At 63.1% G+C, this 22239-nt stretch carries 21 protein-coding genes and 1 pseudogene; 12 read left to right on the top strand and 10 right to left on the bottom strand.

What is annotated here, in order from left to right:
- Positions 1-52: 52 nt before the first annotated feature.
- Positions 53-2137, top strand: coding sequence for a hypothetical protein (locus NKI37_RS04805; RefSeq protein ID WP_352510473.1), 2085 nt, complete (start codon positions 53-55; stop codon positions 2135-2137).
- Positions 2138-2181: 44 nt separating this feature from the next.
- Here NKI37_RS04805 and clpS read toward each other — a convergent pair whose 3' ends face one another.
- The 4 genes from clpS to NKI37_RS04785 form a co-directional block, all read right to left on the bottom strand.
- Complete coding sequence (clpS, locus tag NKI37_RS04800; RefSeq protein ID WP_023705923.1) at positions 2182-2487, bottom strand: ATP-dependent Clp protease adapter ClpS; 306 nt, start codon at positions 2485-2487, stop codon at positions 2182-2184.
- A 133-nt stretch (positions 2488-2620) separates the two neighbouring features.
- A complete protein-coding gene (locus tag NKI37_RS04795; RefSeq protein ID WP_023728268.1) occupies positions 2621-2968 on the bottom strand; it encodes a hypothetical protein in 348 nt (115 codons plus the stop codon).
- 154 nt (positions 2969-3122) lie between these two features.
- A complete protein-coding gene (locus NKI37_RS04790; protein WP_023670004.1) occupies positions 3123-3353 on the bottom strand; it encodes a hypothetical protein in 231 nt (76 codons plus the stop codon).
- A gap of 39 nt (positions 3354-3392) precedes the next feature.
- Positions 3393-3695, bottom strand: a complete 303-nt coding sequence (locus NKI37_RS04785; protein ID WP_023705925.1) for a hypothetical protein — start codon at positions 3693-3695, stop codon at positions 3393-3395.
- Between the two features lie 258 nt (positions 3696-3953).
- Here NKI37_RS04785 and NKI37_RS04780 point away from each other — a divergent pair, with 258 nt between their 5' ends.
- The 3 genes and pseudogenes from NKI37_RS04780 to NKI37_RS04770 all read left to right on the top strand — a co-directional run bounded on the left by NKI37_RS04780 (position 3954) and on the right by NKI37_RS04770 (position 6573).
- Complete coding sequence (locus NKI37_RS04780; protein WP_023670002.1) at positions 3954-4670, top strand: response regulator; 717 nt, start codon at positions 3954-3956, stop codon at positions 4668-4670.
- Entirely contained in the window at positions 4667-6076 is a 1410-nt protein-coding gene (locus NKI37_RS04775) for an ATP-binding protein (RefSeq protein ID WP_023670001.1), read from the top strand. The genes NKI37_RS04780 and NKI37_RS04775 overlap by 4 nt, the downstream gene beginning before the upstream one ends.
- 93 nt (positions 6077-6169) lie before the next feature.
- A pseudogene (locus NKI37_RS04770) lies at positions 6170-6573 on the top strand (YciI family protein).
- An 18-nt stretch (positions 6574-6591) separates the two neighbouring features.
- Here NKI37_RS04770 and NKI37_RS04765 read toward each other — a convergent pair.
- Positions 6592-8067 carry a pyridoxal phosphate-dependent decarboxylase family protein gene (locus NKI37_RS04765; protein ID WP_352789611.1) on the bottom strand — a complete coding sequence of 492 codons (1476 nt, stop codon included), beginning with the start codon at positions 8065-8067 and terminating at the stop codon, positions 6592-6594.
- Positions 8068-8086: 19 nt separating this feature from the next.
- Positions 8087-9172: a PLP-dependent cysteine synthase family protein gene (locus NKI37_RS04760; protein ID WP_352789614.1), complete on the bottom strand. Its 1086-nt coding sequence runs from the start codon at positions 9170-9172 to the stop codon at positions 8087-8089.
- A gap of 202 nt (positions 9173-9374) precedes the next feature.
- Between NKI37_RS04760 and NKI37_RS04755 the strand changes: the two genes are divergently transcribed.
- Positions 9375-11405 carry a transcriptional regulator gene (locus tag NKI37_RS04755; RefSeq protein WP_050485815.1) on the top strand — a complete coding sequence of 677 codons (2031 nt, stop codon included), beginning with the start codon at positions 9375-9377 and terminating at the stop codon, positions 11403-11405.
- A gap of 97 nt (positions 11406-11502) precedes the next feature.
- Here the strand turns inward: NKI37_RS04755 and choV are convergent, their stop codons facing one another.
- From choV to NKI37_RS04740, 3 genes are all read right to left on the bottom strand, one after another.
- Entirely contained in the window at positions 11503-12684 is a 1182-nt protein-coding gene (choV, locus tag NKI37_RS04750; protein WP_023669996.1) for a choline ABC transporter ATP-binding protein, read from the bottom strand.
- Positions 12681-13535 carry a choline ABC transporter permease subunit gene (gene choW, locus NKI37_RS04745; protein WP_023669995.1) on the bottom strand — a complete coding sequence of 285 codons (855 nt, stop codon included), beginning with the start codon at positions 13533-13535 and terminating at the stop codon, positions 12681-12683. The genes choV and choW overlap by 4 nt, the downstream gene beginning before the upstream one ends.
- Before the next feature lie 137 nt (positions 13536-13672).
- The gene (locus NKI37_RS04740) at positions 13673-14608 is read right to left on the bottom strand and encodes a choline ABC transporter substrate-binding protein (RefSeq protein WP_023686157.1); all 936 of its coding nucleotides are present in this window, start codon (positions 14606-14608) and stop codon (positions 13673-13675) included.
- Between the two features lie 237 nt (positions 14609-14845).
- Between NKI37_RS04740 and NKI37_RS04735 the strand changes: the two genes are divergently transcribed.
- From NKI37_RS04735 to NKI37_RS04705, 7 genes are all read left to right on the top strand, one after another.
- The gene (locus NKI37_RS04735; protein ID WP_352789618.1) at positions 14846-15457 is read left to right on the top strand and encodes a thymidine kinase; all 612 of its coding nucleotides are present in this window, start codon (positions 14846-14848) and stop codon (positions 15455-15457) included.
- Between the two features lie 14 nt (positions 15458-15471).
- Entirely contained in the window at positions 15472-16650 is a 1179-nt protein-coding gene (locus NKI37_RS04730) for a glycosyltransferase (RefSeq protein WP_023744275.1), read from the top strand.
- A gap of 84 nt (positions 16651-16734) precedes the next feature.
- On the top strand, positions 16735-17118 hold the full coding sequence (locus NKI37_RS04725; protein ID WP_023669991.1) for a c-type cytochrome: 384 nt from the start codon (positions 16735-16737) through the stop codon (positions 17116-17118).
- 321 nt (positions 17119-17439) lie between these two features.
- Entirely contained in the window at positions 17440-18528 is a 1089-nt protein-coding gene (locus NKI37_RS04720) for a hypothetical protein (RefSeq protein WP_023669990.1), read from the top strand.
- 27 nt (positions 18529-18555) lie between these two features.
- A complete protein-coding gene (locus tag NKI37_RS04715; RefSeq protein ID WP_023683666.1) occupies positions 18556-19701 on the top strand; it encodes a hypothetical protein in 1146 nt (381 codons plus the stop codon).
- 59 nt (positions 19702-19760) lie between these two features.
- The gene (locus NKI37_RS04710) at positions 19761-19988 is read left to right on the top strand and encodes a hypothetical protein (protein WP_352789622.1); all 228 of its coding nucleotides are present in this window, start codon (positions 19761-19763) and stop codon (positions 19986-19988) included.
- A gap of 21 nt (positions 19989-20009) precedes the next feature.
- Complete coding sequence (locus NKI37_RS04705; RefSeq protein WP_352789624.1) at positions 20010-21920, top strand: ATP-binding protein; 1911 nt, start codon at positions 20010-20012, stop codon at positions 21918-21920.
- A 68-nt stretch (positions 21921-21988) separates the two neighbouring features.
- On the opposite strand, the gene NKI37_RS04700 is transcribed toward NKI37_RS04705, so the two are convergent.
- On the bottom strand, positions 21989-22126 hold the full coding sequence (locus NKI37_RS04700; protein WP_352789627.1) for a hypothetical protein: 138 nt from the start codon (positions 22124-22126) through the stop codon (positions 21989-21991).
- Positions 22127-22239 lie beyond the last annotated feature (113 nt).

The raw sequence follows: 22239 nt of genomic DNA, 5'->3' as shown, positions 1-22239 counted from the left end.
CACCCCGCTCCGCTACGCGGATCGACCCTCCCCACAAGAGGGAGGGTAAACGATGAACTGGTCGATTTCGTTCGAACCGCTGCTGTCCTGGCCCTTGCTGGCTTTGGTGCTCGCACCGCTGCTGGTGCTGGCCGCTGTCGGCTTGTGGTTTCGCCAGCGCGGCGCGATCTTCCGCTTCGCGGCGCTGATTGCGCTGGGCGCAGCACTCCTCAATCCGGTCTTCCTCGATGAGGAGCGCGAGGCGCTGAAGAGCGTCGTTGCCGTCATCGTCGACCGCAGCCAGAGCCAGGATATCGGCGACCGGACCAAACAGACCGACGAAGCGCTTGCCGGTTTGCAGCAGCGCCTTGGCCGCTTCAAGCAGTTCGACGTCCGCGTCGTCGAGGCCGGCAAGTCGGAAGCCGCCGACGAGCGCACCGAGACCAAGCTTTTTGCAGCGCTTGAAGGCGCCTTCCGCGACGTGCCGCCCTCGCGCATCGGTGGCGCCATCATGATCACCGATGGCGAGGTGCATGACGCACCGGCCGCCCCCGACTTCAATGCGCCGCTGCACGCGCTGATCACCGGCAACGAGCACGAGAAGGACCGCCGCATCCGCTTCGAGAACGCGCCGCGCTTCGGCCTCGTCGGCAAGCCGCTCGACATGACCTACCGCGTCATCGCCACCGACGGCGAAACCGGCCCGGTCGATGTCCGCGTCTCGGTAAATGGCGAGCAGGTCGCGGTCGAAGAGGCGACCATCGGCCAGGCGATGCCGCTGCAGGTGACCATCCCCGGCGCCGGCCGCAACATCGTCGAACTCTCCATCGACCGCGAGCCGGGTGAACTGACCGACGCCAACAACCGCGCCATCGCGCTGATCGACGGCATCCGCGAGAACTTGCGCGTGCTTTTGGTTTCCGGCGAACCGCATGCCGGCGAGCGCACGTGGCGCAATCTGCTGAAATCCGACGCCTCGGTCGATCTCGTCCATTTCACTATTTTGCGGCCGCCGGAAAAGCAGGACGGCACGCCGATCAACGAACTGTCGCTGATCGCCTTCCCGACCCGCGAGTTGTTCGTCGAGAAGATCAAGGATTTCGATCTCATCATCTTCGACCGCTACCAGCACCGCGACGTGCTGCCGATCCTCTATTACGACTACATCTCCGAATATGTCGAAAAGGGCGGCGCGCTGCTGATCGCCGCCGGGCCGGAATATGCCGGCGACGCCTCGATCGCCCGCACCCCGCTAATGTCGTCGCTGCCGGCAATGCCGACCGGCGAAGTCATCGACAAGGCCTTCTATCCGCGCCTCACCGATCTCGGCCAGCGCCATCCGGTGACGCGCGGCCTCGACGGCTCGGCGACCGAGCCGCCGCGCTGGAGCCGCTGGTTCCGCACCATCGGCGTACAGAACCCCGAAGGCGAAGTGGTGATGAAGGGCGCCGACAACCGCCCGCTGCTTCTGCTCGATCATAAGGGCGAAGGCCGCGTCGGCATGCTTCTGTCCGATCAGGGCTGGCTATGGGCGCGCGGCTTCGAGGGTGGCGGCCCGCATGTCCAGCTTTACCGCCGCATCGCCCACTGGCTGATGAAGGAACCTGAACTCGAGGAAGAGCGGCTGACTGCCGACGGCCGCGGCATGATGCTGGAAATCCGCCGCCAGACGATGAGCGACGATCCCGGCCCGGCGCAGGTGATCACCCCTTCGGGCAAGGCGCTGATCGTCAAGCTGGAGAAGTCCGAACCCGGCGTTTTCCTGGGCAGCATCGAGACCAAGGAGATCGGCCTCTACCAGATCGGCAATGGTGACCTGACCGCACTCGCCCATGTCGGCCCGGTCAACGCGCCGGAATTCTCCGACGTCGTCTCCACCGAGGACCGGTTGAAGGCTCCGACTGAGGCCACCGGCGGCAGCGTGCGCCGGCTGGCGGCCTCCTCCACCCTTGGCCAGCTCACCGGCAGTGTCGCCCTGCCCTCCATCGTCCCGGTCCGCGCCTCCGGTGCGGCCTCGGGCGCAGACTGGATCGGCCTGCGCAGCACCGACGACAGCGTGCTCAAAGCCGTCTCGCGCGTACCCCTGTTCGGCGGCTTCCTCGGCCTTTGCCTGCTGCTGCTGGCCATGGGCGCGATGTGGTATAGAGAAGGAAGGTGAGGATCCCTTCTCCCCGTCACTATAGGGGGAGAAAGACGCTCAACCTACTCCTCCGGCTCCGTCGTAAACAGCAGCGGGTAGCCCTTGGCCTTGCCGGCATCGGTAGCCCGTGTCGCCTTGGTCTCGGCGACATCCCTGGTGAAGACGGCAACGACGCAAACGCCGAGCCGGTGCGCGGTGATCATCACCCGGTTAGCCTGGTCTTCGCTGAGCTTGAACTCGCCCTTCAGCACCGTCACCACGAATTCGCGCGGCGTAAAATCGTCATTGATGAGGATGACCTTGTAGAGCTTCGGCCGCTCGGTCTGCGGCTTGGTCTTGGTGCGGGGTTTGGAACTGATTTCAGGCATCGGGAACCGGTATCGCGCGAGGGGTCGCTCTCACTTTGTCATGGGGGAAAGCCGTCGTCCATTTTGATCGGCGCGCCAAACCGGCTTCCCGGAAGTGCTGCCGTTCACAAATTTAGGAAGTGTATGCTGCGGTTCAACGGCCCTGGCGATTGGCGACGCGACGAGCCTGGAATTGCCGTGCGCTGGATGCCGCATCCGGCCTTGATCCGGCCGCCTTGTATTCGACCCAGGCGACCGCGAGCCAGCCGAAGAAGCAGGCCAGCGCCGCGCCGGTGATCACGGTAAGCAGCAGGCTTTGCCATGGTGTGATGTATTGCCAGCTGCTGGAGATTGCCGGTGCAAACAGCGACGGCTCCGTGCGCCCGCTCACCGGATCGGGCACCGGGCTGGCGGTAAACTGGACCAGCACCCTGACCATTGCCGAGGCGACAAGGCCGCCGATGGCCATCGAGCGCAGAATGGATGAAAGCCGCTTCTTCATGCGGGCTGTCCTACCGGACCGGCATTGCAAACGGGTTAAAGATCTGGGTGGCCGGCACCCATCAACGGGTAATCATGCTCTCACACGACAAGGCCGCTCCAGCCGGGGGGTGCTGGAGCGGCCTTGTTACAGACAAGCCTGTTGGCTGTCTGGATCAGGCCTTCGGGGCGTCCGTCTTGACGACCTTCTTCGCCTTCTTGTGCTTCTTGACGGGCTTCTTGGCGACGACCTTCTTCACCGGGGGCTTGGCGGTCGTGGTCGCCGGAGCGGTGGTCGTGGAAGCAGCCGGAGCAGCGGTCGTGGTGGCAGCGGCATTGCCCAGAGCCGGCATTGCGAAAGCGAGAGCGACGGCGAGACCGGTGGCGGAGAGGATGGACTTTTTCATGGCTTCATTTCCTTCTTTGTGCGGGTCGAGTTTCGAGTGTCACTGAACCGGGTCGATCGGTGTCACTCCAAGCAGCTTCAAAGCGTTCGCGAGCATCCGGATACCCTGTGCCTGTTTCTTGTTGGCGCAGAACCGGTTTCCCTTTCTTTGCAGTGCTTTCGCCGCGGTGACCTGCGTTGCCGCGGCATGGGTTTCGAGGGCTTCGTCTACCTGGCGATTGAGATCGATGCAGCGCTCGCTCCTTGTGATCGGCGTCACCTTTGCGGTTGTGGCTCCGATCGCGGCTGTGACGAGCGGAATGCTGAGCAGCGCACCCATCAAGCTGATCGTGAACCTGTGCATCGGTAATGTCCGTTACTCCGGAGACTTCGCGTCGCAGCCGATGTCCTGACCGCCACGGCACCCTTTATGCCCTTGATTCTTTTCGGGAGTTTTTCCGGACTATAGAATTTTGTTTCTGGACTGTTTCTGGCAAATCGGCTTTGCGGGCGATCATCGCCGCTGGCCAACATGTGGCCAGAATTCTATCGTGTGGGTGACGCCACAGAAGCAGACTCAGAAGGCAGCCGCCGACCGGCCGCCAGCAATGACAGGATCGCCGTGAAATCCGATGCGCACATACTGATCGTCGACGACGACAAGGGCATTCGCGACCTGCTTCAGGAATTCTTCCAGAAGCGGGGCCTGCGCACCACGGTTGCCGCCGACGGCGTCGAGATGGAAGACATACTGCGCCGCACGCAGGTAGACCTGATCGTGCTTGATGTGATGCTGCCGGGAAAGAGCGGGCTGGAGCTCTGCCGCGACCTGCGCGCCAGCTACTCGACGCCGATCATCATGCTGACGGCGGTGACCGAGACCACCGACCGCGTCGTCGGCCTGGAAATGGGCGCCGACGATTATGTGCCCAAACCCTTCGATCCGCGCGAGCTGCTGGCCCGCATCCGCGCCGTTTTGAGGCGCAATGGTGCTGCTGAGCCGAAGCGCGCCACCACCAAGCAAATCTACCATTTCGCCGGCTGGACGATGGACTGCTCGCGCCGGCGGCTGATGGCGCCGGGCGATGTCAGGGTCGAGCTGACGATGGCGGAGTTCAACCTGTTGCAGACCTTCGTCAAAAGCGCGCAGCGCGTGCTCACCCGCGACCAGCTCATCGAGCTTTCCGGCGGTGACAGCGACTATTCCTTCGATCGCAGTATCGACATCCTGGTCAGCCGTCTCAGGCGCAAGATGGAAGACGACCCCAAGACGCCGAAACTGATCCTGACCGTGCGCAGCGGCGGCTACCAGTTCCTGCCCGAGACCACCTCCGAATGAGACGGTTCCTGCCGCAAACCCTGCCGGTCTGGGTTTTGCTCATCGTCATTGCCGGCCTGCTGATCAGCCAGGTCGCTACGCTCTATATCGTCTCGCGCGATCGCGCCGTCGCCAATGACGAGGTCGATCTCTACCGGCTTAACGACCGCGCCTATTCGCTGGTGCAGCTGATGCATGACGACACGCCGGAGCAGCGCAAGCTGACGGCCTCCGGTCTGTTCAACGCCACCTATGCGCTGACCGTGTCGGACACGCCCGCGGTCACCTCGTCGATCGCCGGCGACGACGAACTGGCCGAACTCGAGGACATCCTGGTCGGGCGGCTGTCGAAATTCGGCATCACCGACGCCCGCGTCCGGCGCGATCCGGCAACCCAGGCAGCCAACGCGCCTGGCGGTGTGGCCGTGACCAAGGATGTCGGCGCGGTGGAGCGTGACCTGTTATCGCTGGCGGCCAGCTTCGCCCAGAGCGACAAGCTGACGGCATCTGTCCGCTTCGCCGACGGCCAATGGCTGAATTTCACCGAGCCCAACACACCGGTCGGACCGATATTGAGCTTCGACAGCCTGCCGCTCTATTCGCTGATCGCGGCCCTGGTGGTGATCATGTCGATCTGGTCGCTGCGCCGGCTGACGGCGCCCTATCGGATGATGGAAACGGCGGTCAACCGGATCGGCACGGACCTGAAGAGCCCGCCGATCGCCGAGACCGGCAGCCGCGAAATCCGCGCCGCGGCCAAAGCCGTGAACGCCATGCAGGTGAGGCTGCGCGACTATGTCGAGGACCGCGAACATCTGGCCGCCGCGCTCGCCCACGATCTGCGCACGCCGCTGACCCGCATGCGGCTGCGCCTCGAACTGTTGCGCAGATCGACGGCGCGCGAGGCGCTCGCCCACGACCTCGCCGACATCGAGAGCATCGCCAGCTCCGTCATCGACTTCGCCACCTTCGAAGTCACCGAGGAGAAGAGCGAGCGGATCGATTTCTGGTCGCTGGTGGAATCCATCGCCGACAGTTTCGAGGACGTCACGTTCGATCATGACGGCGCCAGGCCGCGTGGCATGATCTGCATGGCGCGGCCGGTGGCGCTCAAGCGCTGCGTCAACAATCTGGTCCAGAATGCCGTGACCTACGGCAAGAAAGCCCATGTCAGCCTGCGGCAGTCGGACGGCACGGTCACGCTGGTTATCCGCGACGAGGGGCCGGGCATACCGCAGGCGCAGCTCGATCAGGTGTTCGGTTCCTTCGTGCGGCTGGAGCAATCGCGCAACCGCCAGACCGGCGGCCTCGGCCTCGGCCTGACCATTGCCCGCAACATTGCGCGTGCCGCCGGCGGCGATGTCAACCTGTCCAACCATCCCCGCGGCGGCCTGCTGACGGAGCTCAGCCTGCCGCTGGCGGCATAAGGCAGCAGACTAGCGTCTCGCTGGGCACCGGGGGTGGATCAACCAACCCGCCCTTGCAATAGTGCGGCCGCTCGAACAGGAGGAGATCGCCGCATGTTTTACGCCATCCTGGCCTATCACGTCGAACAGACCACCCAGTCCCTGACGCCGCAGCAGGATGCGGCGCTGATGCACGACCTGCTCGAGGTCAATGCCAGATTGACCCGCGAAGGCAAGCTCGGGCCGGCGGCAAGACTGGGCGCGACCGCCGACGCCGTCACGCTGCGTGGTCCGGGAGACGGCATCGTCATCGACGGCCGTTTGCCGAGACCAAGGAACAATTGCTGGGTCTTTATGTCCTCGACTGCGCCACGCAGGAGGCGGCGATTGCGGCTGCGCGCGACTTGCGCCGCGTGAATCCCTCGGCAGTCTACGAAATCCGGCCGATCACATTTTACCTTCCCGGCGTGACGTTTCCCGCTACGGAGGGCGATTTAAAGGAGGCCGCCAGCGGCTGAGAACTACCCCATGGCCGGTCAGGCAGAAGCGATCTCGTTGCCCAGGCGAACCGTTTCGGCGACCAGAAGGTCGAGGTCCTCGCGCCGGGTCCGGTGGTTGTTGATCGCCACCCTCAGGCAATGCTGGCCTTGCACCGTGGTATCGGAAATGGCGGCGATGCCCTCTTCCTGCAGCGTCAGCATGATCTCGGTGTTGAGCGCCTTCGCGCGCTCGCTATCGAGACCATCCGCGCGATAGCGGAAGCAGACGATATTGATGCTGGTCGGCGCCGTCAGTTCGAGCGCTGGATCGGCCGCGATCAGGCCCGAGAGATAGTGCCCCTGCGCAATGTTCTGGTCGATCAGGCGGCCGAATTTTTCGACGCCGTGTTCTCGCAACGCCATCCACACTTTGAGTGCCTTGAAGCCGCGTGACGTCTGCAGGCCATAATCGTGCAGCCATTGGCCGGAGGCGAGGCCGCGCGGTGTCGATTCCAGATATTCCGGCGTCACCGCGAAGGTCTTGCGATGCGCCGAGGCATCCCTGACCAGCGCGCAGCCTGCCTCGAACGGAGCGTGCAGCCATTTGTGGGGGTCGAGCGCGATGGAATCGGCCCATTCGATGCCGGCGACACGACGCGCATTCTCGGGCGCGATCGCGATCAGCGCGCCGATGCAGCCGTCGACATGGAACCAGAGATCCTCCTCATGCGCCAGCTTGGCCAGTGCCTGCAGATCGTCGATGGCGCCGGTGTTGACAGTGCCGGCATTGCCGATGATGCAGGCCGGCTTGAACCCGGCCGCGCGATCTTCCGATATCGCAGTCCTCAAACCTTCAATGTCGATGCGCAGGCCGGTGTCGCTGGCAATGCGGCGCAGCGCCTTGTTGCCGAGACCGAGCGCTTCCATCCCCTTGCGGTGACAGGAATGGACCTGGTCCGAGCCATAGAAACGCAACGGCTTTTCGATGGCGGCAACGCCGTGCTCGCGCACGTTGATGCCGGCCTTGGTGTTGCGCGCCACGGTCAACCCGATGATGTTGGCCATCGAACCGCCGCTGACCAGCGTGCCGCTGGCCGAAGCCGGCATGCCCATCATCTGCTTGCACCAGTCGACCACCTGGCCGTCCATCAGGGCGGCGGCATGGTTGCCGCCGCCGAGATTGGAGCCCTGGATTGCCGCCAGGAAATCGCCGATCGCGCCGGTAAAATTGCTCGACCCCATATACCAGGACCAGAAGCGCGGATGGATGTTGCCCATCGGATAGGGCATCACCTTGTCCACGACATCGCCATAGATGTCGGCAAGCGGGGTCGGCGATTGCGGCAGAGAGGCGGTGAAGAAATCCCTCACATCTCCAGGCATCTCCTGCCACACCGGCCGTTGCCTGACATCGCGCAGGTAAGCGACGGCATCGTCAACGATCCGATGCGACAGGCTTTGCACATCGGCCCAGTCCGAGGGGTCAAGCGTTTCCTCGGTACTGGTAGCCGAGTGTCCAGGCATCGCGTCCATGCAATTTGCTCCCGCGTCATCATGCCGGGAACTGGCAACCGGGCGTCGAGAGCGAGAGAGCAAGCTCTTCCGCATTCATCTCGGCCTCGATGCCGTCGAACAAAGGCGTGGTCATGTAGCGTTCACCGGTATCGGGAAGCATGCACAGGATCACCGATCCGGCCGGTGCCGTGCCGGCGATCTGGCGCGCCACGGCAAAAGCCGAACCGCCGGAAATGCCGGTGAAGATGCCTTCCTGCTGCGCCAGCGCCTTGGCCCATCTCATGCCCTCCGGCCCGGCGATCGGCATCACCTCGTCATAGAAGTTGCCACCGATGGCCTCCTGCAGGACGTGCGGGATGAAATCCGGCGTCCAGCCCTGGATCGGGTGCGGTTCGAAAGCCGGATGGCTGGCGGCCGGCGCTCCGCCGGCGCCACGCATCTGCGGCTTGCCGCTGCCGACAAGCTGCGCGTTGGCCGGTTCGGTGAGCACGATCCGGGTCTCAGGCCGCTCGCGGCGCAGCACCCGCGCCACGCCGGCGACGGTGCCGCCGGTGCCGTAGCCGGTGACGAAATAGTCGAGCCGCGAGCCGGCGAAATCGTTGACGATCTCGCGTCCCGTAGTTGCTTCATGGATGTCGGCGTTGGCCTTGGTCTCGAACTGGCGGGCCAGGAACCAGCCATTGGCTTCGGCCAGTTCCACCGCCTTCTTGTACATGCCGAAGCCTTTCTCGGCGCGCGGCGTCAGCACCACCTTGGCGCCCAGCATCCGCATCAGCTTGCGGCGCTCGACCGAGAAACTGTCGGCCATCGTCACCACCAGCTTGTAGCCCTTCTGCGCACAGACCATGGCAAGACCGATGCCCGTGTTGCCGCTGGTCGCCTCGACGATGGTCTGTCCCGGCTTGAGCGCGCCGGTGCGTTCACCTTCCTCGATGATGTTGAGCGCCAGCCGGTCCTTCACCGACGCAGCCGGATTGAAGAACTCGGCCTTGACGTAGATGGTGGCGTGCGCCGGTCCGAGATTATTGACGCGGATGACCGGCGTGTCGCCGATGGTGTCGAGAATGCTGTCGAACAGGCGGCCGCGGCCGGCCGTGGTTCTGATTTTCTGCTGATGCAACATGGTAGACTCCTGGTTCTTGCTCACGGGCCGGTTACACACCGGCGGTTTGAGCGGCGAGATTTCGACACCTTGCCGCACTACAGGTCCTTGACGTGCGGCAGTGTGGTAAACACCACATTCGGCGCACAAATTTTGCCAGCCGGGTGCACTTTGTCGTGCTCGGTGGTAAAGCAGGGGCCGGCAGGTCAGCGTGGGAGCAGGCGTGGTATCTGGCGTGGAATCGAGCCTGGCGAGCAGCCATCAAGGTGTTGTCGTGCGCCTGTTTGGGCCGCCGACAATTGCGCGCGACGGCGTCCCGGTGGTCTTGCCGGCATCGCGCAAGCTGCGCGCGCTGCTGGCCTATCTGGCGCTGGCGCCCCATCCGGTCGGACGTGGCAAGCTCTGCGAGTTGCTGTGGGATGTTCCAAATGATCCCAGGGGTGAGCTGCGCTGGTGCCTGAGCAAGCTGCGGGCCGCGCTCGACGAACCGGGCCGCCGCAGGATCGAAACATCGGGCGATACGATCGCGCTCGATCTCGACGGCATCTCAGTCGACGTTCTGGATGTCGCGGCGGCGGCTGCCGCAGGCATCGAAACGCTCGAGCCGACGCGACTGCAGTTGCTCTCCGACCTGTTCGTCGGCGACTTCCTCGAAGGGCTGGAGATCGACCGCAGCCCTCTCTTCAACAGCTGGCTGACCGCGCAGCGCCGCCGTTTCGGTTCCTGCCAAGCTGCTATACTGGAACATTTGGTCAAGACGCTGCCGGCCGATTCCGAAGCCGTCTCCGCCCATCTCGAAAAATGGCTGGAACTGACCCCGTTCGACAGCAGCGCCCATGTCGCACTCCTGGTGAGGCTGGCGCGGCGCGGCCAGTTCGGCGCCTGCGAAGACCATCTTGCCGCTGCGGCGCAGTTGTTCCAGTCGGAAGAGCTGGATTTCGGCCCGGTGCGCGAGGCGTGGCTGTCCATCCGCAGCGAACGGCCCTGCGCGATTTTGCCGGCACAACCGGCAGCTCCGCCCGGGCCGAACCAGGCGTCAGTCATGCTTGCCGGTTCAGAAGCCGCGACGCCGCACAAGGCTTCGCTGGCCGTGATGCCATTTGCCGAAGACGCCGGTAGCGGCGTTCGTGGCGGGCTGGCCGATGGCTTGACCCACGACATCATTACCCGCCTCGCCAAGCTCAGGGACTTCTTTGTCATCGCCCGGGGCTCGGTCTTTGCGCTGGCGGAAAGGAACATCGCGCCGGAAGATGCCGGCCGAAGGCTGAATGTCGACTATGTCGCCACCGGCACGGTGCGCAGCGCGACGGGTCGCCTGATCGTCACTGTCGAGCTTGTCGAGGTTCGCACGGCCAGGATCGTCTGGGCCGAGACCTTCGAGCGCAAGGCCGAGGACATCTTCATTGTCCTCGACGATATCGGCAACAGCATCGTGGCCTCTGTCTCATCCGAGATAGAGATGGTCGAGCGCAACCGCGCCATGCTGAAGGCGCCCAATTCGCTCAATGCCTGGGAGGCCTACCATCGAGGACTCTGGCATATGTATCGCTTCACCCGCAGCGAAAACGAGCAGGCCAGGCATTTCTTCGGCATCGCACTGCAGCAGGATCCGACCTTTACCCGCGCCTATGCCGGCCTGTCCTTCACCCATTGGCAGAGCGCCTTCCAGCGCTGGGGCGACCGCGACCAGGACAGCGCGCTTGCCTTTGAGGCGGCCGGCCAGAGCGTTTTGGTCGACGATCATAATCCCGCCGCGCACTGGGCGATGGGCCGGGCGCTGTGGCTGCGCGGCGAGGGTGATGCGTCCGTGCTAGAACTGCAAAGAGCCGTCGACCTCAGCCCGAACTTCGCGCTTGGCCACTATGCGCTGTCCTTCGTGCATTCGCAGTCGGGCGACCCGCACGCGGCGATCGGATCGTCGGATCATTCGCGCCATCTGTCGCCGTTCGACCCGATGCTGTTCGGCATGCTGGGCGCACGCGCCATGGCGCATGTCCGCCTCGGCCAGTTCGACGAGGCGGCCGAATGGGCGCTGAAGGCGGCCGCCCGCCCCAACGCACATGTCATCATCCTGTCGATCGCCGCCCACTGCCTGGCGTTGGCTGGGCGGCTGGACGAGGCGAAAAACTTCGCCGCCGCCATCCGCAAGACGCTTCCGGATTACCGAGCCGACGACTTCATCGACACCTTCCGCTTCGACCGGGATGCCACAGCCCTGTTCAAGCTCGGCGCCACGCGCATCGGGCTGGCTTAGAGCATGATCCCAAAAAGTGGGTACCGGTTTTTGGAAAAGATCATGCTCCAACAAAGGGTTAGATCATGATGAGATTTCAACCAAATCTCATCATGATCTAGCGCCGCAACACCGCGCTCAGCACATCGCGTATCCCGATCGCGCCGACAAAGCGCGACTGGTCGTCGAACAGCGCCACGGGTGCCGTCTGCGAGCGGTGCATGGCCAGCATCACCGTCTTCAGCGACGTGCCGGGGTTGGCCCAGAACACCTGCGCCGTCTCCTCCGGCTGCGCCTCGACATCGGCGCATGAAACCCATACCGCCGGTTTGCCGTCGCGTTCCGCCGCCGCCACCAGCCCGTGCTCGTCGATCTTAAAGCGCGTCGTCTTGCGCCGGTCGAGCCACACCCAGCCATTATCGCCGTGCTCGAGGTCGCGGCTGTCGCGCATGACGTTCCAGGCGGTCAGCACGGACAACGGATTCACATTGGCGATGAAGTCGCGGACATAGTCATTGGCGGGCTTGAGCACGATGTCTTCCGGCGCCCCGGTCTGCACGATGCGACCGCCCTCCATGATGGTGATGTGGGTGCCGATCTTCAGCGCCTCTTCCAGATCATGGCTGACGAAGATGATGGTCTTCTTCAGCTCCGCCTGCAGCTGCAGCAATTCGTCCTGCAGCTTGGTGCGGATCAGCGGATCGAGCGCCGAGAACGGCTCGTCCATCAGCAGGATCGGCGCCTCGGTGGCGAAGGCACGGGCCAGGCCGACGCGCTGCTGCATGCCGCCGGACAGCTCATGCGCGTATTTCTTCGACCACTGGTCGAGATTGACCAGTTTCAGCTGGCGTTGCACGCGCTCCTTGCGCTCTTGCTCCGGCACGCCGGCGAGTTCGAGGCCGAGGCCGACATTCTCCTCCACCGTACGCCAGGGCAGCAGGCCGAACTGCTGGAACACCATCGCCACCTGCTTCTGGCGCAGCCGCCGCAGCGTAGCCTGATCGCAGGTCACGACATCGACGATATTGTCGCCGTCCTTGACCAGCACCTGGCCGCGCGACACCACGTTGAGCCGGTTGACCGCCCGCAGCAGCGTCGACTTGCCCGAGCCGGACAGGCCCATCAGCACCGAGATTTCGCCCTCATGCACGGTCAGGCTGGCGCCGGCGCAACCCAGCACATTGCCGGTCTTTTCAAGGATTTCGGCGCGCGTGGCGCCGCCATCGATCAGCGCCAGCGAACCGGCCTGGTCGGACCCGAAGACGATATCGACATTTTTGAAATCGACGGCGACGGTCATTTCTTGCCTCCAACGCCGATACGCGTCATCCGGTCGAGCACGATGGCGAGTACGACAATCGCCAGGCCCGCCTCGAGCCCGAGATCGATGCGGCGCGAGCCGAGCGCGCGGTTGATTTCAGTGCCGAGGCCGCCGGCGCCGATGAGTGCTGCAAACACCACCATCGACAGCGACAGCATGATCGATTGCGTCAGCCCGGCCATGATGGTCGGCAGCGCTGAGGGCAATTCGACCTTCCACAGCAGCTGCTGCTTGGTGGCGCCAAACGCCTCGCCGGCCTCGATGATCGACTTCGGCACCGAGACGACGCCGAGATGGGTGAGCCGGACCGCGGTCGGGATGACGAAGATGATGGTGACGATGAGGCCGGGCGCGTTGCCGAGACCGAACAGGGTCAGGACCGGGATCAGGTAGACGAAGGTCGGCAGCGTCTGCATCAGGTCGAGCACCGGCAGCATGATGCGGTAGACCTTCGGCTTGTGCGCGGCCCAGATGCCGAGCGGCACGCCGATGGCCATCGCCATGGCGGCGGCGGCCACGACCAGCACCAGCGTCTGCACCGTCTGCTTCCAGAGGTTCTGGTTGATGATGAAGATCAGGCCGAGAAAGACGCCTATGGCCAGCGGGCGCGAGCGCTGCAGCAGCCAGGCGATGATGGCGATGATCAGCGCCAGCAGCACCGGCGGCACCATCAAAAGGATGCCAACCAGCCCGTCGAGCAAGAAATTGAGGCCATTCGAGAAGGCCCTGAACACGGTGTCGAAATTGTCGGTGAGGAAACCGAAGAACGCCTTTCCCCAGGCGCCGATCGGTATCTTGTGATCGACCATGAATTTCGAAATCGGATCCATATCGCCCCTCTCATGCGAGAGACCGCCTGCTTCCGGCCTCCGCTGTCGTTAGGTCATCTTCTCACAGGATATGAAAAAGGGCAGCCTTTTCTAGATTGGCTGCCCTTCCTGGTTCGGCTTTGCCGAATTCAGTCGGCTCAGCTTCCGAGCGCGGTCTTGACCGCCGCTGCCGCATCACCGCCATCGAAGGTGGTGACGCCGGCAATCCACGGCGCAACCGCGTCAGGGTGCTTCTTCAGCCAGTCGGCAGCGACCGTGTTGGCGTCGCCGCCCTTCAGGATCGCGTCCATCATCTCGCCTTCCATATCCAGGTTGAACTTCAGGTTGGCGATGAACTTGCCGGCATTCGGGCATTCCGTGGTGTAGCCCTTGCGCACATTGGTGTAGACGGTGGCGGCGCCGAAGCCGCTGTCGCCCATGCCGTCGAGATAGGTGAGCTTCATGGCGCCCATCACCGGATGCGGCGTCCAGCCGAGGAAGGCAATCCACTCATTGTTCTTGATCGACTGCTCGGCCTGCGTCAGCATGCCGGCTTCCGAGGACTCGACCAGCTCGAAGCCTTCGAGATTGTCCTTCGGGTTCTTGATCATGTCGAGGATGATGCGGTTGCCGTCATTGCCCGCCTCGATGCCGTAAATCTTGCCGTTGAACTTGTCCTTGAACTTGCCGATGTCGGTCAGCGACTTGACGCCGGCCTCCGCGACATAGGTCGGTACGACGATGCCGTAGCCGGCGCCGGTCAGGTTGGTGCCGATCGTCTCGACCGAACCATCGGCGGTGTAGTCCTTGATGTCGTTAGTCATCGACGGCATCCAGTTGCCGAGGAAGACGTCGAGATCCTTGTTTTTCAGCGACGCCATGGTCACCGGTACCGATAGCTGGATCGTCTGCGGCTCGTAGCCGAGCGCGGTGAGCAGCACCGAAGCGACGCCGGTGGTTGCCTGGATGTCGGTCCAGCCGACATCGGAAAGGCGCACCGCCTTGCAGCTCTCCGGATCGCCGGCAAGTGCAGCGCTCGTGGACAGAAAAGTCGCCAGGCCGAGACCGGCGACGAAGGTGTTCATACGCGACATTGGCAGTCTCCCATTGTGATTCTTTGGCGAAGCGTAGTTACGGTTTCTCTGCCCGCCTTGTTTCGTCAGCCAAACACCATTCTGGTGTGGTTTCAAGCGCTAAGACAATCACGATCAACGGCGCGGACTGGCCAAACAGCGACACGCCCGCCGCTTTTTCGATTGCAGACGGCTTTTCCCATGAAATGCAGCGGTGCCCTCTCCCCGCGCCGCGCCAACTCGGCTTAAAAGGACGGCATGGCCAAGCTCTACTTCCACTATGCGACGATGAATGCCGGCAAAACGACAATGCTGCTGCAGGCGTCCTACAATTATCGCGAACGCGGTATGACGACCATGCTGTTCGTCGCCGGCCACTATAGAAAGGGCGATACCGGGTTGATCTCGTCGCGCATCGGCCTGGAGACGGAGGCCGAGATGTTCCGCGACGGCGACGATCTCTACGCTCGCGTCGCCGAGCATCACGAACATACGACGGTGCATTGCATCTTTGTCGACGAGGCGCAATTTCTCGAGGAAGAGCAAGTCTGGCAGCTCGCCCGTATCGCCGACCGGCTGAACATCCCGGTGATGTGCTACGGCCTGCGCACCGATTTCCAGGGCAATCTGTTTTCCGGTTCGCGAGGGCTTCTGGCCATCGCAGACGATCTGCGCGAAGTGCGCACCATCTGCCGCTGCGGCCGCAAGGCGACGATGGTCGTGCGTCTCGGCGCTGACGGCAAGGTGGCCAGACAAGGCGAACAGGTGGCGATCGGCAAGGACGTCTATATCTCGCTCTGCCGCCGCCACTGGGAAGAGGAAATGGGCCGCGCCGCGCCTGACGATTTCATTGGCTTCACCAGAGGCTGAACGGCCGGGACAACATGAAAATTCTGCAGTTCACAGTCGATTGCCCGTTTCCGCCGGTCTCCGGCGGAGAGATCCGGAACGCCGCCAATGCACGCGCCCTGGCATCGATGGGCGAGGTCCTGACGGTAAGCCTGACTGGCGCCCCGGCACCCTCCACACCGCCGAACATCCGTCACCGGATCATCGAGGCAGCGCGCGGCAGGGCGCCGTGGGGCAGGCGCGGCCCGCACCCGACCGTGCATATGATGCCGGACGACGAGCTGGCCGAGGCCGACGCCATCTGGAGGGAATTCGCGCCCGATCTCGTGGTAATCGAGGAGATCGTGCTTTCGCAGCTGCTGACGCTGGCGCCGAAGCATCGCGCGCGCACCGTCCTTGACCAGCACAACATTGATTCCCGGACGGTGTCCGACCGGATCGCCGGCCTGACGCTGTGGCAGCAAATTCGAGACTGGCGCCAAAACAGGCGAAGGAAGGCAGAGGCGCGCGAAGCCGACAGGTGTGCGGCTGCCCTGGCCGACCAGGTCTGGGTTTGTTCGCGGGCCGACGAAGCGCTTCTGTCCGCTCTCGGCCCCGTCAACGACGTCAGGTTCGTCGCCAACCCCATTCCAGACGAGAGCGTGCTTTCCCTGCCGATTGCTGCCGAGCGCTTCAGTGAACTCAGCCTGTGTTTCATAGGCCATCTCGGCTATTTCCCCAACATCGATGCCGTCAAGCAGATCGGCCGCGCGATGGCGCCGCGCCTCGCCGCCTCCGGCCGGCCCTGGTCGATCACCGTCGCCGGCAGAAACCCGCGCGATGTCGTGCGCGGTCTATGCACCAGGCATGGTCTGCGGTTGATCGAGAACCCACCGCATCTGCCTGAATTGCTTGGGCGTGCCGGCTATGCGCCGATCCCGCTGCGCTTCGGCGGCGGAACCCGCATCAAGGTGCTGGAGGCGATGGCGGCGGGCCTTGTCGTCGCCGCCACCGAAAAGGCCGTCGAAGGGCTTGGCCTGCAGGCGGGCAGGCATTTCCTGTCCAGCGACGATGCCGGCAAGTTGGCATTGAAAATCATCGATCTCGCGACACGCCCGCAAGCGGCCGCCGAGATGGCGGAGATCGGCCGCGCTTTCGTGCGCGACAATCATTCGTCGGCGGCGATTGAAAAGCAGGTCAAGCAGGCGGTCGCGGCGATCCCGCGCACGGATTGAGCCCGGCTGCTATCCACCGGCATACGGCGTTTGTTAAGGCCTGCAGCCTATTTTGCCCTCAGCCAGAGCCAGCCGGGAACCGCCATGCTTCGAGCCATTTCATCAGGCCTTGTCATTTACTTGGCCGGTATCCTCGCCGCGCTGGCCGACGGCGATGCAGCACTTGGCAAGAAAGTGTTCTACCGCTGCATGGCCTGTCACGAGGCGGCAAGCGACCGCGACAAGGTCGGCCCGCATCTCCTCGGTATCGTCGGCCGGACCGCCGGCACCGCCCAGAACTTCAACTATTCGCAGGCCATGAAGGACGCCGGCGCGGCCGGCCTCGTTTGGGACGAAGCCAACCTCAAAGCCTATCTCGGCGCTCCCAAGCTGAAAGTACCCGGCAACAGGATGGGCTTCTCCGGCCTGAGCAGCGACGAGGACATCGCCAACGTCATCGCCTATCTGAAGGCCGATCCGAAGCCTTGAACGGCGCGATGCGTAGCGTGATGGCGACGGCTTCCGCCAGCTGTCTCGCGCTTGCAACTCATTGAGCCCTCTGTCGAATTCAGCACACCCACACTGTCCGAGATCGACTTCTTCGCAGCCGTCAAAGTTCAATGACAATTGAACAATACTTGGCCGGCTGGTTAATCACGCCATGACCCCGCCTTCATTGCCTTTCAAGACGACCAGGCATTTTTTTGTTTTCGGGGCGGGTCTTGTCTTGCGTCTTTCAATCCCCTGATACCCCACATATATTCGCCGCTGTTCGCAGCCAGCGACCGGAAGCCGAAGCGGGAGGCCCCTATGGCGACATTGCAGAATTTCGATGCCGAAATTGCCAAGACCAGGCAGGTCGTGCAGGACATGCGCTCCAAGATCGAGCAGTCGGGCACGGTGCTTGATACGCTGGCCACCGCCGACAAGAAGATCGGCGACGCCAATTTCGACATCGAGAATGCCCGCATCGAGGACGTGCTGAAGCAGCAGAAGGTGATGGAAGGCAACATTGCCGACCTGATCATCGGGCTGGAAGACGCCACCAACGTCTTCGGCACCGAATTCGAGAGCATGAAGAACTACACCGGCTGGGAAAGCTTCGTCGGCGTCTTCTCGGCGCAACGCAAGCAGCGCATGCGCACCGACCGCGTCCGCAACATGTCGCTGGCCGGCAATCTGCAGGAGCTTCTGGTCAAGTCCGACACCATCGTCGGCATCCTGAAAGCGCAGAAAGAGGTCCTCGACCAGCGCTACAAGACCTCGGAAAACAGCCTGTCGCAGGTGATCGAGCGCCGCAAGGTCACCATGACCAACCTCGAGGCGGTGCAGAAGCGCATCGAGGAGGTCAATCCGCTGCTGCTCGACATCGAAAACAAGATCGCCGCTTCTACCAGTCAGAAGGAGCGCACGCAGCTTGAGGGCGAGCGCTCGAAACTGGCGACCGAATACAATGAAAAGCAAGCCAAGGAGCAGGAGCTTCTGGCCGAGAGCCAGACGCTGGAACGCTACACCTCGATGTTCCAGACCTTCGTCGATTCGCTCAACAATCAGATCGCAGCCCAGTCGACGCTTATCAACAAGCTGACCATCGATACGGAGCAGCGCATCGTGCTCTACAAGGCACTGGAAGATTCCTTGAAGACCGCCGCCCAGCAGGATGTCGCCCACAAGATCAACACGCTGGGCAGCCAGGTCGACAACACCGCCGAAGAGACCATGGCCGGCATTGGCGCCGCCTCGCAAAAGCACATCGGCGATCTCCTCGAAATGCACGAGAAGAACATGGTCGCCAGCTCCGACATCCAGCGCCGCAAGAAGCTCGCCGACGACGCCTTCGCCCGCCGTTTCGACGACGTGATGAAGAAGCACAATTCGGCCAACTACGTGCAGTCGTAAGGAGCGGCTGCACGCGGGCACACCGGCATGACTCCCGAAAACGAAGCGGCGGCGCGCTATTTTTCCGCCATCACGGCGGCACTCAGCGGCCTTGAAGTGTTCATGCGCGACGACCGCTCGCCGCTTTACCGGCACGGCATCGTCGCCAAGATCGTCGCCGAATACATTGCCCGGCTGGACAAATCGTTTTCCTGCTGGCGCAACCGGCTCGGCTTCATGGACACGTTCCGCATTTCGCGCGCCGACAGCGGCTATCCCGTCTTCCAGAACCTGCTCGAGCTGGAAAACGACCGCCGCCAGGCCGAGGCGCGGCTGGCCAACATTCCGCTGGCCGGCGAATTGCGCGAGGAAATGGCCGACTTCATCCTGCGCCACAAGGAATTCCCCGAAGCGCTGCAGAAGTCGATGGCCGAGCGGCTCTATCTCGAGGACGTCAAGAGCGAACAGACTTTTGGCCCGTTCTCGCTGGCGCAGACGGCAAAGGTCTCGGTCAATCCAAAGACCGGGCGCCCCTATTACCTCGTGCACTGGGCGAGCTTCGACGGCAGCGCCAACCTGCCGCTGGTCTACATGGTGACGGTGGAGGATTCTTCCGAAAGCATGATCCGGCAGCTCGTTGACAGCAACGGCAAGCTCAATGAACGGGTCGACATCCCGCTGCCGGTGGACGGTCTGCTCAACCCCGAACTCGCCCATCGCTTCGACGATTTCACCGAGAAGAATTCCGCCTATACGCTGTCGCCGGCAACGATTGCCGTCAATCTCGACAAAGATTTCGAGCCGCTGCACCCTAAGCAGCTGCGCCGCGTCGTGCTCGGCCCCTTTTATTCCGCAGGCATTACCGACAACAATTCGACCGTGACCGAGGTGCTGGCCAAGGTGCGCAAACCGGAAAATGCCTGGCTGCTCACCTGGACCATCCAGGAGGTCTACTCCAAGGGCGAGAAACCCGGCCGCAAGGGCCTGTTTTCGAGCGAGAAGACCACGCAGGAATTCTTTATCAACACCGACGATCTCGAAGCCGCGCGCCAGGGTGTGTCGAGCTACGAGAACCACGCCCTGATCCCGCACGAAGCCTATCAAGCACTCTACGCCGCCGGCGAAGCTCAAAAGATCTTTTCCGGCTACAAGGTTCACATCCTGTCAAATGGGCAGGTGATCAGCGATGTGTGAGGTGGCATTTTTGGTGGGCCTGACAATCTCCGGGGCGCGGTCAGGGGCAGAAGGCGATTGTGATCGAAACGGATAACCTTGCTTCCCGCAGTAATGAATCGCCCTGCCGGGTTCTCGCTTGGTGGGATGTCGATATGCATATCGGTGCTTACAAGAAACACAAACTGACCGCCCGACCATTGCGTTGGCCGGGAGAGGCCATCTTTCAAGCCGAACGCTTTCCCGATCACGAACCCTTTGACGGGATGTTTTCAATTTTGCTCACGCGAGGGCAGGCACAAGAGTGAGTCGCGAGGAGGATTGATACGATGGACACCGGCCTGACCACCGTCCCGGAAGCCGCAATCGAAAAGCACCGCGCCACGGCGCAGAGCTTCATCACCCGCGTCGTGGTTCTGGAAGACCCTGCGCGCGAATCCGGCACAGCACTTGCCGGCACCAATCGCCGCTTTGTCTCGACAGTCTCGGTCGGCTCGGTGCGCCGCACACGCGAGGTCGAGCTGACCAAGACCGTGGCCGCAATCCATCCCTACGACCAGCTGATGAGCATCCCGCAGCACACGCTGTTGTTCCGCGCCCGCCGCGGCCTGGCGATTGCGCTCGCCATCTCCGACGTCTTCGCCGAGGGCTCCGACCTCGAAAGCCTCCAGGCCAAGAACACCCGCGCGCCTCTTGAGGGCGATGAGGCGGCGACCTTCAAGAAGCTTCTGTCAGCCTCGGCTTACGTTTCAGCCTTCAGCCTCGCCTCTTACCTGTTCCAGCTGATCGACAGCGACGGCGAGGCTCCCAACGATATCCCCGAACCGGACTTCCTGTTCGACACGCCGCAGGACGCGGTGAAGTCGATCGTCGCCGGGTTGGACAAGGCGATTGCAGGCTCCAAGGACGACGGCGACCTGACGACGCGCGCGCGAGCTTTTGCACGGGTCGCCATTGATGGGCTGCTGGCCCGCAAAGGCCGCTTCGACGGCATCGGTCCGTTCGAGAACGCTCATATCCGCATCGACGCCGACGATTTCACCCTCGATGGCTTCGACGTCGCGCCCGGCAAGCGCTCCAAGCCGCTGGTGATGACCTTCAAGAAGCCGGAAGAGGTCGTCGGCAACCACATTGCCAAATACCAGTCGGTCAAGCTCGCCAAGATGCTGATGGCCTACGATTTCGAGCGCGAGTTGAACCCGTTCGTCGAACTCGGGGGCTTCCTCTTCACCTTCATCGGCGACGGCGCGCCGGGCACCGGCAAGACGACGCTGATCCAGATGATCGCCGGCCTCGTAAACGGCTATTGCCAGGTCGCCGGCTATCCCTTCGCCTATGAGAATTTCGGCGTCGACCAGATCTCGTCCTACCAGGGCAAATCCGGCCAGAATTGCCGCCAGTTCATCAACAATGTCTTGAACCCACGCGTCATCGGTTTCGGCACCGTCGACGACATCGACCAGGTGGCGGCCCGCCGCTCCGACGACCGCGCCTCGGCCGGCCAGCAGGAGATCACCGGCGTCTTGATGGATGCCTTTGCCGGCGCCGGCACGGTAGTGCGCGGCAACTGCTCGTTCGGCATGTTTTCCAACTATCCCGAAAATGTCGACGATGCGCTGCGCCAGCGCGCCGGGGCCCGCTGGCTGGTCGACGGCCCACAGAGCCGCGACGACTATATCGACATCTTCGTCCTGCTTGCCGGCAAGAACCACAAGATCCCACTCGGCGACCACAAGCTCTACGCCGCGCAGGAGATCCAGCGCGCGGTGACCGAAGCCTATGAGGAGCACGAGAAGCCTCAGGAAGACGGGCTGATGAAGGTCTATGAGCGCTACATGAAGGAGAATGGCGCGCCGAAATCGATGGCCGACATCGGCACCTATCTGCACCTGATCAAGGATGCCGAGCCGCGCTTCACCGGCCGAGCCATCAAGAACGTCACCGACGCCATCAAGATGCGCGCCATGGACATCGAGCTGCCCGACGACTGGTTCGAGAAGCCGGAAGCCTTCATGCACAAGGGCTACGACGAGAAGAAAGCCATGATCGAGGAACTGCGTGGGCCGTTCTCGATGGACATGGTCATGCAGGAGATCAACCGCTACGCCGACTCGGAGTTCCGCTATTCCGACAAATCCGACGACGCCGCGGTGGAGAAGCTGCTGCGCGACGCACGCCTGCGCGAACGGGCGGGGCGCGAGATGGAGGAGATGAAGAAGAAGGGGCTGTGGAATGCGTGAGCTTCCTTCGCTGCCCGCGGGTGCTGAAAGGCTTGGCGCTAACGCTGACGCCCCCCTCTCCCCGTCCTTCACGGGGCGAGGGCAAGGGTGAGGGGCGGCGCATGCGTGGACCAGAGATCGCTACGACCATACTGGCAGCTATCGAACAGCGCCTCGATCGGCACATCCGGACCAATGATCTTCGATTCATTGCCGCCAAAGGCCATGGGGAGACATGTCCTTGAATGCTAGCGCTGCCCCTCACCCTTGCCCTCTCCCCGTGCAGAACGGGGAGAGGGAGGCGTCAGCGTTGGCGCTTCGCCACAACAGGCAACGCCGC

Source organism: Mesorhizobium sp. M0626, assembly GCF_040320665.1.
Taxonomy (GTDB): domain Bacteria; phylum Pseudomonadota; class Alphaproteobacteria; order Rhizobiales; family Rhizobiaceae; genus Mesorhizobium.
Note: the sequence above shows the minus strand (reverse complement) of the source record. Positions and strands in the feature narration are given on the sequence as shown.

Coding starts and splice junctions, on each gene's coding strand:
- NKI37_RS04805 (WP_352510473.1), top strand. CDS start 53: ATGAACTGGTCGATTTCGTTCGAACCGCTGCTGTCCTGGCCCTTGCTG.
- clpS (WP_023705923.1), bottom strand. CDS start 2,487: ATGCCTGAAATCAGTTCCAAACCCCGCACCAAGACCAAGCCGCAGACC.
- NKI37_RS04795 (WP_023728268.1), bottom strand. CDS start 2,968: ATGAAGAAGCGGCTTTCATCCATTCTGCGCTCGATGGCCATCGGCGGC.
- NKI37_RS04790 (WP_023670004.1), bottom strand. CDS start 3,353: ATGAAAAAGTCCATCCTCTCCGCCACCGGTCTCGCCGTCGCTCTCGCT.
- NKI37_RS04785 (WP_023705925.1), bottom strand. CDS start 3,695: ATGCACAGGTTCACGATCAGCTTGATGGGTGCGCTGCTCAGCATTCCG.
- NKI37_RS04775 (WP_023670001.1), top strand. CDS start 4,667: ATGAGACGGTTCCTGCCGCAAACCCTGCCGGTCTGGGTTTTGCTCATC.
- NKI37_RS04765 (WP_352789611.1), bottom strand. CDS start 8,067: ATGGACGCGATGCCTGGACACTCGGCTACCAGTACCGAGGAAACGCTT.
- NKI37_RS04760 (WP_352789614.1), bottom strand. CDS start 9,172: ATGTTGCATCAGCAGAAAATCAGAACCACGGCCGGCCGCGGCCGCCTG.
- choV (WP_023669996.1), bottom strand. CDS start 12,684: ATGACCGTCGCCGTCGATTTCAAAAATGTCGATATCGTCTTCGGGTCC.
- choW (WP_023669995.1), bottom strand. CDS start 13,535: ATGGATCCGATTTCGAAATTCATGGTCGATCACAAGATACCGATCGGC.
- NKI37_RS04740 (WP_023686157.1), bottom strand. CDS start 14,608: ATGTCGCGTATGAACACCTTCGTCGCCGGTCTCGGCCTGGCGACTTTT.
- NKI37_RS04735 (WP_352789618.1), top strand. CDS start 14,846: ATGGCCAAGCTCTACTTCCACTATGCGACGATGAATGCCGGCAAAACG.
- NKI37_RS04730 (WP_023744275.1), top strand. CDS start 15,472: ATGAAAATTCTGCAGTTCACAGTCGATTGCCCGTTTCCGCCGGTCTCC.
- NKI37_RS04725 (WP_023669991.1), top strand. CDS start 16,735: ATGCTTCGAGCCATTTCATCAGGCCTTGTCATTTACTTGGCCGGTATC.
- NKI37_RS04720 (WP_023669990.1), top strand. CDS start 17,440: ATGGCGACATTGCAGAATTTCGATGCCGAAATTGCCAAGACCAGGCAG.
- NKI37_RS04715 (WP_023683666.1), top strand. CDS start 18,556: ATGACTCCCGAAAACGAAGCGGCGGCGCGCTATTTTTCCGCCATCACG.
- NKI37_RS04705 (WP_352789624.1), top strand. CDS start 20,010: ATGGACACCGGCCTGACCACCGTCCCGGAAGCCGCAATCGAAAAGCAC.
- NKI37_RS04700 (WP_352789627.1), bottom strand. CDS start 22,126: ATGGCCTTTGGCGGCAATGAATCGAAGATCATTGGTCCGGATGTGCCG.